Here is a 16,959-nt window from a genome sequence, read left to right on the forward strand (position 1 = left end):
TTCCCTATGGAAGCAGCGGCTGTACGGCCGTCTTAAATCCTTCGATCGCCGTATCCACGTCCTCTCCTCCTACCGTTACTGCCTGTGACAGTGCACATAATTCCAGGTTAAACTCAGATAATGTTGGGAACATGTAAACCGGTTCTGCCTTCTCAACAGAATCCCCAGCACCATTTAAAATCGGGCTGTTCTTAACAGCTTCCATATCCTTCATAGAATTTTTCGCCGGAAGAGCTGGTGCAATGTTGGCAATATAGTCATTTAATACTTCAGGTGTAATTACGTACTGAATAAAATTTTTAACTGCTTCTACATGTTCCGGTCCATTGTCCACTGCTGCAAAGCAGTGAGACTGAAGTGTCGATGCACCATCGCCGTTTCCACCCTTTAACGGCTCTGCCGCTGCAGCAAAGTTCACTACATCCGGATTAATGGATTTTGCACCGTTAAAGCCCCATGAATTATCGTAATACATAGCTAACTGACCAAGTGCAAATAAGTTTCTTAAATCCTTCGGTTTCGCGTTCTGCGGATTGTACCCCTTTTGATCCAGAAGTTTTAACATCTCCAGGGATTCTTTAAATGCAGGATCGTCAGCAGTAAGCTTGCCGTTATCGTCAATAACCTTTCCGCCAAAGTTAGCTGCAAACGCCTGAATAGAAGAACCAATTACGATAACAGACGCTGTCGGCTGCCCAAACGCATATACTTTATTTCCATCATCCGTTGTCAGAGTTGATAGTTTCTCAGCCATTGTAAGCATCTCGTCATATGTTTTCGGCGGCTGCTCCGGATCCAGGCCGGCTTTCTTAAACAACTCCTTGTTGTAGAATAAAAGGGACGGTGATACATAAAGCGGCGCTCCGTAAACCTCTCCATCGATGGAGTGTGCCTCAAGAATGTTCGCATAGTAGTCATTTAAGAAGGATTCATCCAGGACGTCCTTCATCGGCATTGCCAGACCAGAATCTACCAGTGCTGGCAGCCAGATCATCTCACTGAAAATACAGTCCACACGGTCTCCGCCGCCTGCCATGTTGATAACCTGATTTAATATCTCTCCATAAGGTGCTGTTACCCATTCGATCGTTACATTCGGATATTTCTCTTCATATCCGGCCTTTACGCTGCTCCAGAACTCATCATATCCCTTTTCCAGAACGGCGTAGTTGGCAATCTTTAATGTAACCTTTTCTCCGCTTCCAGCTTCGGTCGTCTTCGCCTCCTCTTTTGCTCCTGCCTCTGTCTTCGCTTCCGTGTCTGCTGCACTCCCCGCCGTACTGCCGCCTCCACTGGAACATCCTGTGGTTAATGCCATAACACATGCAAGTGCCAGTGCTGCCAGTCTTCTTTTTTTCATTGTAATACCCTCTCTTTCCTCATTAAAATATAGTTTTTAGAGTTTCTATATTATTAGTCCGGAAACATACACACGAGTGTATATTCCCGATATAAAATGGTTTCCCATTTTATAATTTCATAATGCTGCTATGCCTTCTTAAGTGCTTTCACGAACGATCAGTTTCGTCTCAAATGTCGCATTTTCCGGCATCTTACCCCCGATCATCTGAACCATCATATCAATAACAGTTCTGCTTATCTCTTCCCTCTGCATCTCCAGTGTAGTAAGCTTAGGTGAACAAAACTGGCTGATACTGGAATTATCAAATCCAACAACGCCGATATCCTCAGGTACCCGTTTTCCAATTCCAATCGCCGCCTGCATGGCTATACAGGCTACCATATCGTTACGTCCCATCATTCCATCCACATACTCGTGACTCCGTAAGTAATTCGCCACAGTCGCAGTCAGTTCCTCTTCCGTATGGCATCCGGCTATTACTGTACCATCGCCAGCCTCCAGGCCGTAATCGTGAAGCTCATCTAAGTAACCGCTGAGTCGCAGGTCCGATGGACCGCTGACATTTCCCCGCCTGCTGATACGATCAATGTAGATTATGTTCTTTTTTCCTCTGCTGATCAGATGGTTTACACCTCTTCTCGCGCCGGAATACAATCCGGAAGCCAGCGTCGCCACATTCTCAGGCAGAGTATCGTGTTTCTTATGTTCAAACAGCAGCACCGGAATTCCGGCCTTACTGAAGTGTCTTACATATTCTTCCGGAAAGCTGATAGAACTGATAATGATTCCATCATACTGGCGGCTTATGACCTGTGAAACAAACTCCGGTGTATTTCGGTTGGCGCAGAGAGAAATCAGAAATCCCGCTTCATACGCATACTTATCCATCTCGCTGACAATTCTGCTGAAATATTCATTTGTGATCTGATCTGCAATGAAAAGCAGCTGATTACTTCGTTTTCCCTTTAAAGCTCTCGCCACATTGTTGGGCCGGTAGTGCAGGGCCGCAATAGCCTCTTCCACTCTCTGCCTTTTATCTTTCGCTACATAACGATTGTTATTCACGACATACGATACAATGGTTTCGCTCACCCCTGCAGCCTTTGCCACATCTGCTCTTGTGACCCGCTCACTGTTTTTCTCCATACGTTCTTTTCTCCTTGCCGCATACACTGAAACTCCAGTGCTGTACTTTTATTCAGTATACCTCTGTATGAGAAATAGTGTCAATGACCACAGTCAGCTTTTACATCTCAATAACCGGAATATGAAGCAATGCACAGATCCCCTTCATGGCTTCCGCCACATCTTCCCAGACAATGCTGTAATGGTGAGGCACTCCCTCTGCTATAATTCCTTCTATGATCTCTCTAACCGGCCGCTCCACTTTTACACTGGCTGTTACGCCTTTTGTACAGCGATCCATTGCAACTGCTTCTCCGCTAAGGAGAAAGAGTTTATATGCTCCGTCAATATTACAGAACCTGGCAACCGTCACCTTTCCAGGCTTCAAGGCACCATAAAAAGCGGTTCCCTGTCCGGCCAGCGGATGGTTTCTGATTTCTACCTCATACTCCTTATTAAATAAAGATGGAGCTGCATTTCCACAATGCCAGAAGGTGATTACATTCTTCTCCTCATCGATATTAATTAAATCTGTAATAAAACTTGGCTCTCCCGTGAGATAATACTCTGTCATCTGAGCCAGTTCTGCATCGACATCGCCTTCACAGCCAATGGTAATCCCATCATCAGCCAGCCTTCCCAGCACTGCACACGGTGTCGTATGTAAATTTCCCATCTCCGGCCAGCACTTAATCGCTGCAAAATCATAATGCTGTTCTGTCATTACATCTTTTAATGCCAGGTACAATCTGGAATGATTCTCCATATGACCCTTTGGCAGGTTCTCTGTATCATAAGTTTCTGCCATCTTCGCCATATCTGCCTCATATACTTCCGCCGGCAAACGATCCATCTTATCGAAAACTACTTTCAAATCGGTCTCTTCAATTTTAACTCCAAAGGTCCTTCGAATCAGCCCTTCATCGAATGCGCAGTTATAAAATGCTGTCGGACGGTATCCCAACAGGCCTAATGTCGTATGCTTTAAGGACTTAACCGCTCCATAGGCACGAAGAAGATTTATGACTTTCTCTGCTGCCTTATCCTCTTCCCTGCTTCCGTAAACCGTGTGACAGGAGACTCCCAGCCGTCTTAATGCGGCTGCATTCATTGTCATGGAACAGAGTGCATTGGAATACAGTCTGTCCTCCCTTTCAAAGGGGACTTCATACGGTGCCCAGAGGATAATCGGTTTCTGAAGCATTTCTGCAAGATAAGAAGCTACATCATCACCAGTAAACGCCCCATATACAAAAACGATGACATCGGCTTCCTGTCGCTTGAATTCTCTGACCGCCGCTTCTACGGACTCACTTCCGCTGCCAAGTTCTGGCGCACGGACTACTTTTGCTTCCGGCATCTGAGCTTCGAGCCAGTCTCCGTACTCTTTGTTTCTTTGCTCAGGAATCTCTCTCGGCCATCGTCCTGAACAGGTTGTTATAAAACCAATCGTTAACTGCATCTTATTACCTTCCCCATTTCTTAGTAATTTGCACAATTATAATTTATATCAACTCGTGTGTATATATCATTTTTACCATATCTTAATGTTGTTGTCAATACCTTTTTTTTAATTATTTTTGTTTTAAGAAGCATGGCAAGCCAAGCTCTAAAGCCTCAGCACATAGTCCACATACTAAGTCCCCCCTTCCCGCAAGCGACAGGGAATTTGACCCTCATGGAGGTCGTCTAATGATCAACTTTCCTATAAGCAAAGCGGCAGCACGTTCCTTATTTCATTCACGTGCTGCCGCTTGCTAAACCTTTGATACCACTGGCCTATTTTATGGCAGCAATGGCTGAACAGATTTCTCAAAATCTGCTGCCGCCGTCTGGATCTCCTCATCCCCCATCGTCACAGCCTGGGCCAGAGCGCAGAGTTCCAAATTAAAATCTGCCACTGCCGGAAACATCAAACTGGGAGAGAGATGGTTTACTGTATCCCTGGCGCCTGCCAAAAATGCGTTGTTATTCACTCCCTCCATATGTTCCATGGCTTTTTTAGCCGGGTACGCTGGTGCGATATTTGTCATGTAGTCTTCCATTACTTCAGGAGTAATCACATACTGAATAAAATTCTTAACCGCTTCTTTTTTCTCCTGGCCGTTGTCAATTGCAATAAAACAGTGGGACTGTGAAACTGTCTCACCAGTTCCCCCGCCTCCAGCCAGTGGACATGCAGTAGCTGTAAAATCTGCTGCTGCCGGATTAATAGAAGTGACACCGTTGATTCCGCCAGTCTTATCATAATACATAGCCAACTGCCCCAGTGCAAAAAGATTTCTTAAATCCTTTGCCTTTGCATTCTGGGGATTATAGCCCTTTTCATCTAACTCCTGTAAAAATTTAAAGGCATCAACGAATCCAGTATTTTTCACATCCAGCTTTCCATCGGCATCCAAAATCTCGCCGCCAAAATTCTTTATCAGCCCCTGCAGATAAGATCCCACTACAATCACCGATCCTGTTGGAAATCCGAACGCATATACCTTGTTTCCGTCAGATGACTTTAACTGTGACAACTTCTCTGCCATCACCATCATTTCGTCATAAGACTTCGGCGGCTTCTCCGGATCCAGACCAGCCTCCTTAAAAAGTTCCTTGTTGTAAAATAATACCGGCGGAGTCAAATACAGAGGAGCTGCATACACAGTGCCCTCCATAGAATGTGCCGCTAATGCATCCGGATAATAGTCATTCAAAAAATCCGAATCCAGTACCTGATCCATAGGGGCCGCCAGTCCGGCTTCAACCAACGACGGAATCCAGATATCCTCACCAAAGACACAATCCACTTTGTCTCCGCCTCCCGCCATATTAATAACCTGGTTTAAAATCTCACCGTAAGGTGCTGTCACCCATTCTACTGTTATATTGGGATATTTCGCCTCATATCCCGCTTTTACATTCTGCCAGAATTCCTCATACCCCTTTTCCAAAACTGCATAATTTGCAATCTTTATGGTTACCGGACTTCCCAAATCCGATCCTGGAGAGTTGGCAGTCGGTGCGCTCTCCTCTGTCATTTCGCTGGATTCCTCACTGTTTTCCTTGTCTTTACCAGCTTTTTCCTCCGCGTTAGCATTAGTCTTTGTATCTGAATTTAAATCTGCGCCACTCTCCTGTGCAGTATTATGATTTGCACAGCCCGTCATCAATACCAGCAGACAAGCCAGTACAAGCGCTGACATCCTCCTTCTTGTCATAAGTTTCCTTCTCCTTTCTAAACACAGATCAACTCACAGTTTCAAATAATTCGCTGAGATTCATCAATGCACGCGGTACATGAAACGCTACCCTGTGCTTCCCACCTTTATTTTTGCGAAGGGGCGTCCCTTCCCGGTCCAGAACAGGATACCAGTCTCCCCCGTCCTCAGGTTTAAAATGCGTCTGACAGAATTGATGAAGCTGACGAAACTGATCGATCGAAGTCTCGTTCTCTGTCAGTACCGCTGCAAGAGCAAGAGCATAAAGACTCTCACAGTTCACCCAATCCACCTTGTCATCCGCCTTAAGCTCTCCTGTATCCGTCCTTACTGTATCCTCTCCCTCCTTCCCATAGCAGTCAAACCGATGAATCACACCCCCATGTGTCCGGTCAACTGCTGCTTCAGCAGTATCTTGAATAATGCTGAGCGCACTCGAAATTACAGCATCATCCGTTCCTCTTGCATAATCGATGCAAAACCACATTCCTTCAAAAATATGTCCAGGGTTGACAATTCGCCCCTCCGGAGTATCCCACACGCTTCCATCTTCTTTAAGACTTTCCAACAGATATCCGCTCTCATTTTTCCCAAAGAAATACAACAGTTTATGAATACAGAAATCAATAAACGGTCCTGTGACATCTTTTCCCAGAACTTTTTCCGCTATCATGGACGAATGAACAGCAATCATGTATGGGGAATGTCTCTCGATCCCCTTCTGCCACACATGCGGTTTTATATCCCGGAACTCAGGATCCATAATATGATTTCTAGCACAATCAAATGTCTCCCTGATCAGTACATAATCCGTCTGGTCTCCCGATGAAGATGCATACTGTGCCAGCGCGATCAGGGCAAATAGATCCGTAAAGATGGTTGTTGTTCCTTCAATCACCCGTTCTCCATCTTCCGACACCTCATAATACCATCGGCCCTCCCCGGCATATGCATGGTGAACCAGAAAATCACGTCCCAGCTTTGCCAGTGAAAGCCACTTATCCTCATGGCCAGAATATTCATAATAGGCAGCAAACATATACGTTTGGCGTGCTTGAGCCCATATATTCTTACGCCTGGAAACCAGTTCCCAATCCTCGCCGAAATCAGTTATATAACCTCCGGTCGGGTCCACAGTATGCTTCGCCCACTCTTCCATAATATCTGAGAGCTGACTTCTATACATGGCCGCCAGTTCCCTGGCCTCTTCACTTTTTATCCCCGTTACCATACTAATCCTCTCTGAACGTACTTAATCAAGAATCATTTCTGCGGCCTTCTTAAAGTCTGTGATTGCCTTGTCCACATCCGTCTTTCCAACGGTCACCGCCTGAGCCAATGCACAGAGTTCAAGATTTAAATCACTGTTCTGCGGAATGAAAACCTGTGTCTTTGTATTTGCCTCAGAACCGGCAGCCCCCTTTAAAATCAGACTATCATCCACTGCGTGTTCCATAGATTTCTTAGCCGGGTATGCAAGCGTCTCATTAGACATACGGTAACTCAGATTATCATTCGTTATAATATATTCAACAAGCTTTTCTACAGCTTTCTTTCGTGCATCTCCATTATCCACCATCATCAGGCAGTGGGACTGTAAGATACTCTGTCCCGTACCGCTGCCGCCTTTTAAAGGCTTTGCTGTAACCGTAAATGCTTCCGATTCCGGATTGATCGGTTTGATACCTGCAAATCCCCATGACTGATCATAATACATGGCCAGTCTGCCCAGAGCAAATAAGTTTCTCAAATCCTTCAGCTTTGCATTCTGCGGATTATAGCCTTTCTCATCCAGAAGCTTCAGCATTTCAAAGGCCTGCTTAAATCCTTCATTGTCACAGCTTAACTTTCCATTTTCATCAAGCACCTGGCCTCCAAAATTGAATACCATGCTCGTCAGGGAAGCGCCCGATACCGGCACCGATGCAGTGGTCTGACCAAACGCATATACCTGATTTCCATCTGCGTCCTTTAATTCAGAAAGTTTCTCTGCGCACTTAAGCATCTCGTCATAGGTAGTCGGAGGATTCGACGCATCCAACCCGGCCTGCTCAAACAAATCCTTATTGATGTACAAAATATACGGTCCTACATATAATGGAAGAGAATAAAGCACCTGATCAACTGAGTGTGCTTCCAAAACATTAGGATAGAAATCCGCCAGATACTCCGCCGACATAATGTCTGATACCGGACATGCTATTCCCGAATCCGCCAAAGTTGGAGTCCAGTCCAATTCACCAAAAATCAGGTCAACATACTCGCCACCCCCTGCCATATTAATAACCTGCTGCACCATTTCCCCAAACGGCGCCGTAATCCATTCAATCGTTATATTGGGATTCTCCGCTTCAAAATCTGTTTTAATCTTTTCCCAGAAGGCACTGTTTCCTTCCTCCAAAACCGCGTAATTAGCAAACTTAATTGTAACCGGCTCCTCCTGGCTCTCAGTATTTTCTGTGTTTGGAACCTCCGTCTTTGCCGTCTCTGCCTGACTTTCTTTTGTTTCCTGGTTGACCGGCACCTCAGCAGTCTCTTTTCCCCCTTTTTGACAGCCCGCTGTAAAAATCATTGTGCAGGCAAGTGCAAGTGCCATCCATCTTCCTTTCTTCATGTAAATCCCCTCTCTTTCTTAGTACTGAACACCGTTTTGCAGCCCCTATATATACACACGTGTGTATATAGGGTATATAAAATGGTTGACCATTTTATTTTTACCCCTACTAATATTGCAAATGATTTTTCTAAAAACCAAACATTAAGCTGAGTTGTATTAGGATTCGCCAACATGGCATTTTATACAAATATATTATAATAAATACGTGTGTATAATACATATTTATCATATATTATATAACTTGTCAATATGCTTTATTATACATTACGTCAAATTGCCTATATTTATATATTATTTTACTTTTTCTTCTACTTTTTTAATTCATTAAAAATTTTATAAAAAAGCCGGATGCCGTACGTACACGCCCATATGCAGCGGAATTTGTATGATATATCATCTTTGCTGCCACTCCTTTCATGCTGTTCGCAATATTGAATATGTATCACCGAAGCCCGCCCTGCACCACAATCACCACTCCCGCAAATGCCATAAACCCATACACACACTTTCTCATAACATCAATGTTGATCTTCTTAACAATCCTGCTTCCAAGGACACATCCGGTTAAGATGGCGGCAATCCCGAATCCCATTAGAGGGATCAGTGATACAGTCAGAAAGCCATTGCAGATCCTGGATATCAGGTTGAAAATTACCGTGAAGGAAAAAAATGCATTCAGGGTTCCTAGATACTCTTCTTTTGTATCCGTCGCTGCCAGATAAAACAGACTGGCCGGCGGCCCGCTGATTCCAAATAAACCGCCGCAGATGCCAGCCAGGGCGCCGCATCCAAACTTCATAAAGAATGTCGGTTTCACCGAAAGCTTGCCTGAAAAGGCAAAGAAGTATACCGACAGTAAAATCAGAAATACACCGAAAAATCCTTTCAGCTTTCCCGCGTCCACATAGGCGGAACCATGGATCGCAAGTGTGCTGGTAACCAGATAAACGGCGGCCGGTATTAGGATGCTTTTATAATGCACCGCCTTACGGTATCTCCAAAACATGGAAAATGACAGTGTCATGGTTATGACATCGCTGAGTGCCGGAGCCGCCGTCATATTTAGAATAAGCGGAAGAAAAATCATGATGATTACTGCACCGCCAAATCCTGTAACTGCCTGCACAAGTCCTCCGCAGAAGGAGGAGAAAATTACTATTAGTACCTGTTCCATCGCATCTCCCTTGCTGGTTGCTGCCCGCTGACCGATACCCGATACCCCGCAGTGCACCTCGGTTCCGCTCCGCTACACCTCGGTCACGGGCTTCGCCCTATGAAAAAAGCCAAAGGAAAATTTGTTTATGTGCGAGCACAACACAAATTTTCCTTTGGCTTTTTTCGCACTGCTCATTGCTAACGTGCAAATTGATAAATATTGTAAATATTGATAAATATAATCACAATCATTAAAATGATGAATAACTTGTCCACCACTTTGGAATCAATTTTTTTATTGATAATCCGGCCGCTCATTCCACCGAGAATACCGCCGATTACCATGAGCACCAAAAGCCAGATCGTGAACTCTGGTACAGTTCTGGTGACCAGGGAATTTATCAGGCTGGTAATCTGTGAAAACAGAATAATGTACAGGGAATTCTGGGCCGCTGTTTTTGTTTCCATGGAAAAGAAATAGAACAGGACAACCAGATTGATCGGGCCTCCTCCGATTCCCAGGAAGGAGGAGAAAATTCCCAGCACGATACCTATGACGATACATAATACCGCATTCGTCACATGGAGCGTTTTTATCTTATCCTTTTTTAGCGTATAAATCAGAGTTCCCAGTGTGATAATGAGCAGACATCCTGCCTGAACTGCTCCCACCATATCTTTATTCACAAACATGTCGGAAAGCGCCTGGAACATGGATTTTCCAACTACGCCTCCAATCGCGGCACCAATCGCTAAAGGTGTCCCTGTCTTCATGTCAATCAATGATTCCCCGCTCATCTTTCCCTTGATTACGGAATAGCAGGTCATGGCCAGCACCGTACAGCCTGACAGGAAACTGATGGTTGAAACGCTTAAGACTCCAAATGCGTCAAGCGTAGGCTTTATGATAACACCTCCGCCAATTCCACAGATCGCTCCTGCTATGGATGCCCCGAAGCTGACAATCCAGAATAAAATATAAAGATATCCACTCATTATCTAACCGTCTCTTTCTCACTCATTTTTATATATTCAGTGACACTCTTTCCCCTTAACTAAGGTACGCACAACATTACATTCCTCATCCAAAAATACGAGATCCGCATCCTTGCCTGGCTCGATGGAGCCTACCCGGTCATAGACACCGATCAGTCTGGCCGGATTCTCTGTCAGCATCGGAATGATATCCGTCAGAGAACGTCCCGTAAATTCCAGAAGATTCTTAAGCGCCTTTCCGGTTGTCAGCGTGCTGCCTGCGCGGGTTCCGTCAGTAGCCAGCTTCGCATCGCCATCCACTACCACCACGTCATTGACTCCCAGCTTATAATTGCCATCCGGAAGTCCGGCGGCCATGATGGAATCCGTGATCGCAACCACACGGTCCAGCCCCTTAATCTTAATGATAAAGCGGACTGTGCCCGGATGAAGGTGTCTGCCGTCACAAATCATTTCACAGTACACATCGTCATCTTCCAGTACAGCTCCCCAGATCGCCGGGAAATGCTGATGCAGCAGCTTCATGGCATTGCCGGTATGAGTTGCCCCTAAAGCGCCGTTTTGTATGGCTTTTCGCGCCGTATCATAATCCGCGCCTGAATGGCCGATGGCAACCTGGATACCCAGGCTCTTGATGTAGGGGATGAAATCTACGATGCCTTCCACCTCAGGCGAAACCGTAATATAGCGGATATCTCCTTCCGCCTCTTCCTGGTAAGCCTTTAAAAGCTCCATGTCAGGCTTCTTTAAGAGGTGCTCCGGCATGGCTCCTTTGTAATCCGGGCATAAGAATGGTCCCTCCAGATGGATTCCCATCAGATTCGCACCATGATGCTCCGTCTTCTTCCATTCTTTATACATATCGATGGCCTGCATCGTCTGCTCTTTCGTATCCGTAAGGACGGAACAGAGCCAGCTGGTCGTTCCCTGCGAAGCGAAGAAACGGCAGATTTTCTCAAAGCCTTCCGCGTCCGCCCCATTGACATCCACGCCCACCGCTCCGTGGGTGTGAATATCAAGGAAGCCGGGAACCACACGGCTTCCGCCGGCATCAATTACCTCGTCACAGGACTCTCCCCCACAGCCGCCCATACGGGCAATCCGGCCGTCTTCCAGCAGAAGATCCAACGCCTCAAAACGGTGGTTGTGATAGACAGATGCATTTTTAATCAATGTTTTCACTGAAAAACCCCCTTCCATAAATATTACTGTCCGGCGTAAATACCCCGGCATTGCTTAGAACGGCCCGTCAGCCACAAGGTTCTGCCGCTGTAAGGCCGTTCCGTCATTGTTTTAATCAGAAATCATCAAACACCCTTTAGTGGTGCATATGAGCCGCACAGGCACAGTCTTCCGCGCCCTTTCCCTCATATACGTCATCCTTCATCATCAGATGAACGGCTCCCAGCTTAAATGTCTGCGGAAGAGCAAGAATATTCGGATTCGGTCCTACAAATTTCTTCTTTGCATCCTCCAGCGCCTCTTCGATGGTTGCTCTCGTCTTAAGTCCCATTCCTCTTGCATATCCCGGATCCTGAGCGCCGCAGAGATAGATTGCGGAAGTGTTCATCTCCGCAATGTGGCCGCAACTAATCATGGAGAAGCCGTGGAATGGATGGAACGCGTTGCAGTAACGATACTTTCTGATATACTCCTCATTGGTTGCAAAGTACTCGCCATAGCGGTTCATATCCGGAAGTGTATTCATATAGTCGTGCTGGAACATATCGTACATTTCTCTAAGATACGGCCACAGTTCATCGTGGAAGTATCCGTTGCAGAGAGAAGCGCAGATAATTACACAGTTATCGCTCATGATTCTCTTATGTCTGATGACCTGGGCGGAAATAGCCTGAAGCAGCATAATCGGATTGGTTCCCATGCCTTCTCCGTAGTGGAAGAACTGAGGCATACCAAATACCATGACATCGTACTTCTTCTCTGCCCACGGTACATACGTTCTCTTGTCTGCCATGATCCAGGAGTGAGGCTGCATTACCTTTGCGTATCCGCTGTTGATCTCAATCTGTCTGGATTTCGTATCGAGAACCGCGTCACAGCAGAAGAACTTCTTGCCCATGCATTTCTCCATGTGCTGTCCGATCTCGTCAAACTTTGTTCTCATCAGAGACGTACCGCTGACCGGAGTAAAGTCCTTCCGGTGCATAACCTCCGGCACATGGTGGGAGGCAATGGAACGCCAGTGCGTAATTCCTGTCGCGCAGTGCTTGTAGCCGCCTGAATATCCGCCATAAGGATTGCCCTGTGTATGGCCGATCAGAATAGCGACATCACTGTCGTAAACGTACTTATTCATCAGAACAGGGTCGCCTCTGTCCGTGGTTCCTAAATCTACCAGATGATCGTAATCCTCGCTGTCGTGATTGATGATCTGATGGGTATGCCAGAACTCATGGAACAGCTCGTCGCCCAGTATATTATGAATCTCCTGCTCTGTATTCTTCCGGTGAAGGCCGTTGGAACAGATCAGTAAAATGTCCTTCTTCTCCACACCAGCCGCATACAGCTCGTCCAGAATCAGTTTAATGGATATCTTGCGGTGAGACGTCGGCTGCTCTCCGCCTTTTACACGGTCTGGGAAAATAATGGTAACCTTGGATCCCTTATGTGCCAGTTCAGAGAGGGGTTCCATACCCATAGGGTTCCTGATGGACTTTAAAGTCTCCTCTACCAGACGGTCCTCCGGAATATATGCCGGATCCGGCACGGTCTCACCCGGAATAAAGATGTCAGTTGTATCGGGAAGTTCTGCCGCCATAAGGCCGGCGCCGTATTCAAATGATAATTTCATATAAATTTCCTCCTGCTTTTGATTTGCAATCAATGTCCCATGTAGGTTTTAATGATTTCCAGATACTCTTCCGGGTAAAATCCAATCTCTCCCTGGAATCTGGTCAGTGCGATAAGCCCGCCGTCCATTACCGGAACGGAAGCCAGCATCTCTGCATTATCCACCTTTAATCCACCGCCGTACACAACATCGCATCCATCGGTAATTTCCTTAATATAAGTGCCGATCATGGTGATATAGTCCTTATCCGGCGGAATCTTTCCAGGTCCGATGGCCCAGATCGGTTCATACGCAATGGTGACCAGGCTCTTATCCACGCCTTCCAGGCCGACAGTAATCTGCTCCTTTAATACCTCTTTCCATCTCTCCTGCTCTTCAGAGGACTCTCCGATACAGTATAACACAGACAGACCGGAAGAAACAGCCTTTTTTATCTCCTGATTCAGCAGGCGGTTCACCGCTTTTGTATCCGTCACTCCGGCTTCCGCCAGGATTCCCGCCTTGTCTTTTCTCTCTTCACAGTGGCCGATAATTGTCGTGGTGCAGCCGATGGCTTTCGCCGCATTAGCCGTCCTGTTGGTGGTAAATGCGCCAAAATTGCCGTGGGCCGCCGTATCGTCGCGGTATACGCTCTGGCATCCAACCTTAACCGGACTGTCCTCACACAGTGCGCCTGCGGCCGAAATCAAGTGGGCCTCCGGAAAATACATGGCAAATTCCACGTCTTCACCGGCATATTTTTTTAACTGCTCCTGGGTATTGGATACAATAAAGCTTCCCCACTCGCCAATGGGAGCAATGCTGTTTACCCCGCCGTATTCCTTCGGAATATCAAATCGTTTCAAATTCAAAAAAATGTGTTTCATCGAATCCCCTCCTTTTAATCAGTACTGAGCATGCTGCTCATATAATTCTCTAAAATCAATAAAGTCTCTCAGCTCCGGCCCGATCAGAGGTCTGCACCAGCGGATAAATTCCTCTGTCACATCATTGCCTCGTTCGTTCATGCAGGACTCCGGAATGGTCCGTTCGTACATCATGACTTCCTTAATCGGTATCATCTCCGTGTGCATGCGGTATACACCGTCAGCCTTCTCCGACTCTTCATCACGGATAAATCCGACCATGACGCCGCTCTGGCCCGCTACTGCCGCCTTTAACGCCTCGCTTCCTGCAAGAACCGCTTCATCCCGGTCCACGGGAGACTGCCATGCAATCGACGCCCTTCCGCAGATACCCGGCTTTTCGCTTCTCGCCTTAATTCCCAGCTTCTTAATGACCAGTTCTGCTAAATAGGCGCTGACATCTCCATAATACGTGGCCCTTTCCGTCTTGAAGATCGGAGGAACAATGGGCTCTCCCGCTTCATTTTTCAGGCCCTCGCTGACGACTACTACGACTCCGCCCTTTTCTTCATGGATGCGTTTTACATCCTCTAAAAATTCCGCCTCATGAAAAGGCCGTTCCGGCAAATAGATCAGATGCGGGGCATCCCCAGGCTTTTTCCTGGCCAGTGCCGATGCCGCAGTGATCCAGCCGGCATTCCGTCCCATGGCCTCAATGATGCATACGTGAATCGGAAGGGATTTCACATCTACGCCTACCTCGGCGGTCGTGGCCGCTATGTATCTCGCTGCGCTTCCAAAGCCCGGCGTGTGGTCCGTAATTGCGATATCGTTGTCAATGGTTTTGGGAATTCCAACGACACGGATATCCTCATTCTTACAAACCTCGTAAACACGTCCGCATGTATCCATGGTTCCATTTCCGCCATTTAACAGCACATACTTAATCTCATACTTCTTAAAAATGGCGACCATGGCCTCGTAATCTTCCTGCTCCAGCGCATACCGGGACGATCCGATCGCCGTGGCCGGAGTTTCCAGAAGCAGCTTCAGTTTCTCCTCCGGAAATTCCAGAAGATCTAAAAAACGCTCCTTCAATATCCCTTCGCTTCCCCCAATCGCTGCATAAACCTTATCAATTGTTCCAATTTTCTTCGCTTCCTCTATCACTCCGTAAAGGGAAGAATTGATTACCGCTGTTGGCCCGCCTCCATGGACAATCAAAACATTTTCCGCCATGCTTTTCCACCTTTCTTCTTTTTATTTCTTTTTATGTTTTTGCGTACTTCAATGACTTTATATTAACACATTTCAGAGGGGATTTGCGAAGTTTTTACTCAAACGTTTGCGTGCAGAAATGGAGTTTGTATGATGATGTAAAAAAGAGGATCATGGGATTTATTTGTGAGCAGAGGATCTATGATATGAGTTATAAATACTTTTAATCTATGTTTTTTATACTTATCATTGTTGTTTTTCTATAGATATGCTATACTACAAAAAGGAAGAACCGTGTTACAGGGTGGCGTTGGCCTTCATTCTTTAGAATGGAGGTGATGTCTATGAAATTCGATTTTAAAGACCTGATGGTCTTTGGAATGTTTATTCTAGCGTTGCTGACATTTATGTATTTGATCTGTCACTGACCTACATAGAAAAACCACCCCTGAACTTTGGCCGAGCGACGAGGTGGCATTTTCTAAACTCTCATAAGGTCAACCCACCTTGTGGGCGGTTGTTCCTCTTTGTATCTACAATATATCATATTCCCATCAATATTTCAAGGATGCTTTTATATTTTTACTCTTCTGCGGAGTATTTTCTCTCAATCTCCCGATTTTCTTTCGAAGAACGGTAAATATCCAGAACAAGCCCCAGTGTACGTTTCGCATCCTCAGGGTCTGTCTGTACCGGGGTTCCTTCCCTTAGACAGCGGTAAAAATCCCGGATCTGAACCTCGTGATAATTTCCCCAGTACGCCTCTCCTTTTACCTCCGGCCCGACGGATGGAGACACGGTTCTTGGCTCCCGGCCCTTCAACCGAATGACTACTTCATTCTCTGTTAAAAGTGCCGTTCCATGTTCCCCGCTTATCTCTACCCGGATGGGGCTGTTGCTGGTGTAGTAATTGCATGCGAAAAACGAATAAACCGCACCGTTTTCAAATGTAATGGCTGCGTCCGCCACATCCTCCACCTCAATATTGGTCAGGATTCTCCGGTCAATATGACCTTTCACCTTTACCGGTTCGCAGCCCATCAGATAACGAACCAGGTCCAGACTGTGGATGGCCTGGTCGATGACCACACCGCCGCCCTCCTTCTCCCAGCTTCCCTTCCAGTCACATTCATAATAGGAAGGCGGCCGCCACCAGTTCAGCGTGGAGAACGCACCTGTGATCCGTCCAAATTCCCCATTCTCTATCATTCGCTTTACTTCCTGAACGCCTTCAATATAACGGTTCTGAAATATGACGCCCAGCTGCCTTTTATTTTTCTTCGCTGCCGCGATCATCAAGTCAGCATCTTCCAGTGACAGCGCGATAGGTTTCTCTGTCAGCACATGAAATCCCGCTTCCAGACATGCAATTACATGCTTCTTATGTAAAAAATGGGGAGTCAGGACGTGAACCACAGACAGCGGCTGCCTCAGCAGATCCTCCAGCCTGTCGGAATAACCACAACCGGGAAACGCTGCGGCCAGCTGCTCCGCCCGGCTTAAATCCTTATCCACTGCAAAGACAAGCTCTGCTTCTTCCTTCATATTCTCAAACGCGGCCCTGTAAACCGATGAAATCCTGCCGCATCCAATGATACCTGCTTTTATATTTTCCACTTGAT

Annotated in this window: 13 protein-coding genes; all 13 read right to left on the reverse strand. The window is 46.4% G+C overall.

Annotated features, from left to right (window positions below):
* Positions 1-4: 4 nt before the first annotated feature.
* The gene (locus tag DFR60_RS01240; protein ID WP_110321247.1) at positions 5-1,360 is read right to left on the reverse strand and encodes an ABC transporter substrate-binding protein; all 1,356 of its coding nucleotides are present in this window, start codon (positions 1,358-1,360) and stop codon (positions 5-7) included.
* Between the two features lie 138 nt (positions 1,361-1,498).
* Complete coding sequence (locus tag DFR60_RS01245) at positions 1,499-2,509, reverse strand: LacI family DNA-binding transcriptional regulator (protein ID WP_110321248.1); 1,011 nt, start codon at positions 2,507-2,509, stop codon at positions 1,499-1,501.
* Between the two features lie 100 nt (positions 2,510-2,609).
* The gene (locus DFR60_RS01250) at positions 2,610-3,950 is read right to left on the reverse strand and encodes an L-fucose/L-arabinose isomerase family protein (protein ID WP_110321249.1); all 1,341 of its coding nucleotides are present in this window, start codon (positions 3,948-3,950) and stop codon (positions 2,610-2,612) included.
* A 322-nt stretch (positions 3,951-4,272) separates the two neighbouring features.
* Positions 4,273-5,694 carry an ABC transporter substrate-binding protein gene (locus DFR60_RS01255; RefSeq protein ID WP_110321250.1) on the reverse strand — a complete coding sequence of 474 codons (1,422 nt, stop codon included), beginning with the start codon at positions 5,692-5,694 and terminating at the stop codon, positions 4,273-4,275.
* Between the two features lie 28 nt (positions 5,695-5,722).
* Positions 5,723-6,925, reverse strand: a complete 1,203-nt coding sequence (locus tag DFR60_RS01260) for an AGE family epimerase/isomerase (protein ID WP_110321251.1) — start codon at positions 6,923-6,925, stop codon at positions 5,723-5,725.
* A gap of 21 nt (positions 6,926-6,946) precedes the next feature.
* Entirely contained in the window at positions 6,947-8,308 is a 1,362-nt protein-coding gene (locus tag DFR60_RS01265) for an ABC transporter substrate-binding protein (RefSeq protein ID WP_110321252.1), read from the reverse strand.
* 445 nt (positions 8,309-8,753) lie between these two features.
* On the reverse strand, positions 8,754-9,485 hold the full coding sequence (locus DFR60_RS01270) for a sulfite exporter TauE/SafE family protein (RefSeq protein WP_110321253.1): 732 nt from the start codon (positions 9,483-9,485) through the stop codon (positions 8,754-8,756).
* A 179-nt stretch (positions 9,486-9,664) separates the two neighbouring features.
* Positions 9,665-10,462: a sulfite exporter TauE/SafE family protein gene (locus DFR60_RS01275; protein WP_110321254.1), complete on the reverse strand. Its 798-nt coding sequence runs from the start codon at positions 10,460-10,462 to the stop codon at positions 9,665-9,667.
* A 36-nt stretch (positions 10,463-10,498) separates the two neighbouring features.
* A complete protein-coding gene (nagA, locus tag DFR60_RS01280; protein WP_110321255.1) occupies positions 10,499-11,644 on the reverse strand; it encodes an N-acetylglucosamine-6-phosphate deacetylase in 1,146 nt (381 codons plus the stop codon).
* Positions 11,645-11,780: 136 nt separating this feature from the next.
* Positions 11,781-13,274 carry a lactate racemase domain-containing protein gene (locus tag DFR60_RS01285; RefSeq protein ID WP_110321256.1) on the reverse strand — a complete coding sequence of 498 codons (1,494 nt, stop codon included), beginning with the start codon at positions 13,272-13,274 and terminating at the stop codon, positions 11,781-11,783.
* Positions 13,275-13,303: 29 nt separating this feature from the next.
* A complete protein-coding gene (locus DFR60_RS01290) occupies positions 13,304-14,140 on the reverse strand; it encodes a triose-phosphate isomerase (protein ID WP_110321257.1) in 837 nt (278 codons plus the stop codon).
* A gap of 18 nt (positions 14,141-14,158) precedes the next feature.
* Positions 14,159-15,358, reverse strand: coding sequence for a diphosphate--fructose-6-phosphate 1-phosphotransferase (locus DFR60_RS01295; RefSeq protein WP_110321258.1), 1,200 nt, complete (start codon positions 15,356-15,358; stop codon positions 14,159-14,161).
* Between the two features lie 561 nt (positions 15,359-15,919).
* Positions 15,920-16,954 carry a Gfo/Idh/MocA family protein gene (locus DFR60_RS01300; protein WP_110321259.1) on the reverse strand — a complete coding sequence of 345 codons (1,035 nt, stop codon included), beginning with the start codon at positions 16,952-16,954 and terminating at the stop codon, positions 15,920-15,922.
* Between the last annotated feature and the right edge of the window lie 5 nt (positions 16,955-16,959).

It is taken from the genome of Hungatella effluvii (genome assembly GCF_003201875.1).
In the GTDB taxonomy this organism is placed as follows: Bacteria; Bacillota; Clostridia; order Lachnospirales; family Lachnospiraceae; genus Hungatella; species Hungatella effluvii.

What these genes read in the sequence shown, in the direction of transcription:
- DFR60_RS01240 (WP_110321247.1), bottom strand. Translation starts at nt 1,360, where the DNA reads ATGAAAAAAAGAAGACTGGCAGCACTGGCACTTGCATGTGTTATGGCA.
- DFR60_RS01245 (WP_110321248.1), bottom strand. Translation starts at nt 2,509, where the DNA reads ATGGAGAAAAACAGTGAGCGGGTCACAAGAGCAGATGTGGCAAAGGCT.
- DFR60_RS01250 (WP_110321249.1), bottom strand. Translation starts at nt 3,950, where the DNA reads ATGCAGTTAACGATTGGTTTTATAACAACCTGTTCAGGACGATGGCCG.
- DFR60_RS01255 (WP_110321250.1), bottom strand. Translation starts at nt 5,694, where the DNA reads ATGACAAGAAGGAGGATGTCAGCGCTTGTACTGGCTTGTCTGCTGGTA.
- DFR60_RS01260 (WP_110321251.1), bottom strand. Translation starts at nt 6,925, where the DNA reads ATGGTAACGGGGATAAAAAGTGAAGAGGCCAGGGAACTGGCGGCCATG.
- DFR60_RS01265 (WP_110321252.1), bottom strand. Translation starts at nt 8,308, where the DNA reads ATGAAGAAAGGAAGATGGATGGCACTTGCACTTGCCTGCACAATGATT.
- DFR60_RS01270 (WP_110321253.1), bottom strand. Translation starts at nt 9,485, where the DNA reads ATGGAACAGGTACTAATAGTAATTTTCTCCTCCTTCTGCGGAGGACTT.
- DFR60_RS01275 (WP_110321254.1), bottom strand. Translation starts at nt 10,462, where the DNA reads ATGAGTGGATATCTTTATATTTTATTCTGGATTGTCAGCTTCGGGGCA.
- DFR60_RS01285 (WP_110321256.1), bottom strand. Translation starts at nt 13,274, where the DNA reads ATGAAATTATCATTTGAATACGGCGCCGGCCTTATGGCGGCAGAACTT.
- DFR60_RS01290 (WP_110321257.1), bottom strand. Translation starts at nt 14,140, where the DNA reads ATGAAACACATTTTTTTGAATTTGAAACGATTTGATATTCCGAAGGAA.
- DFR60_RS01295 (WP_110321258.1), bottom strand. Translation starts at nt 15,358, where the DNA reads ATGGCGGAAAATGTTTTGATTGTCCATGGAGGCGGGCCAACAGCGGTA.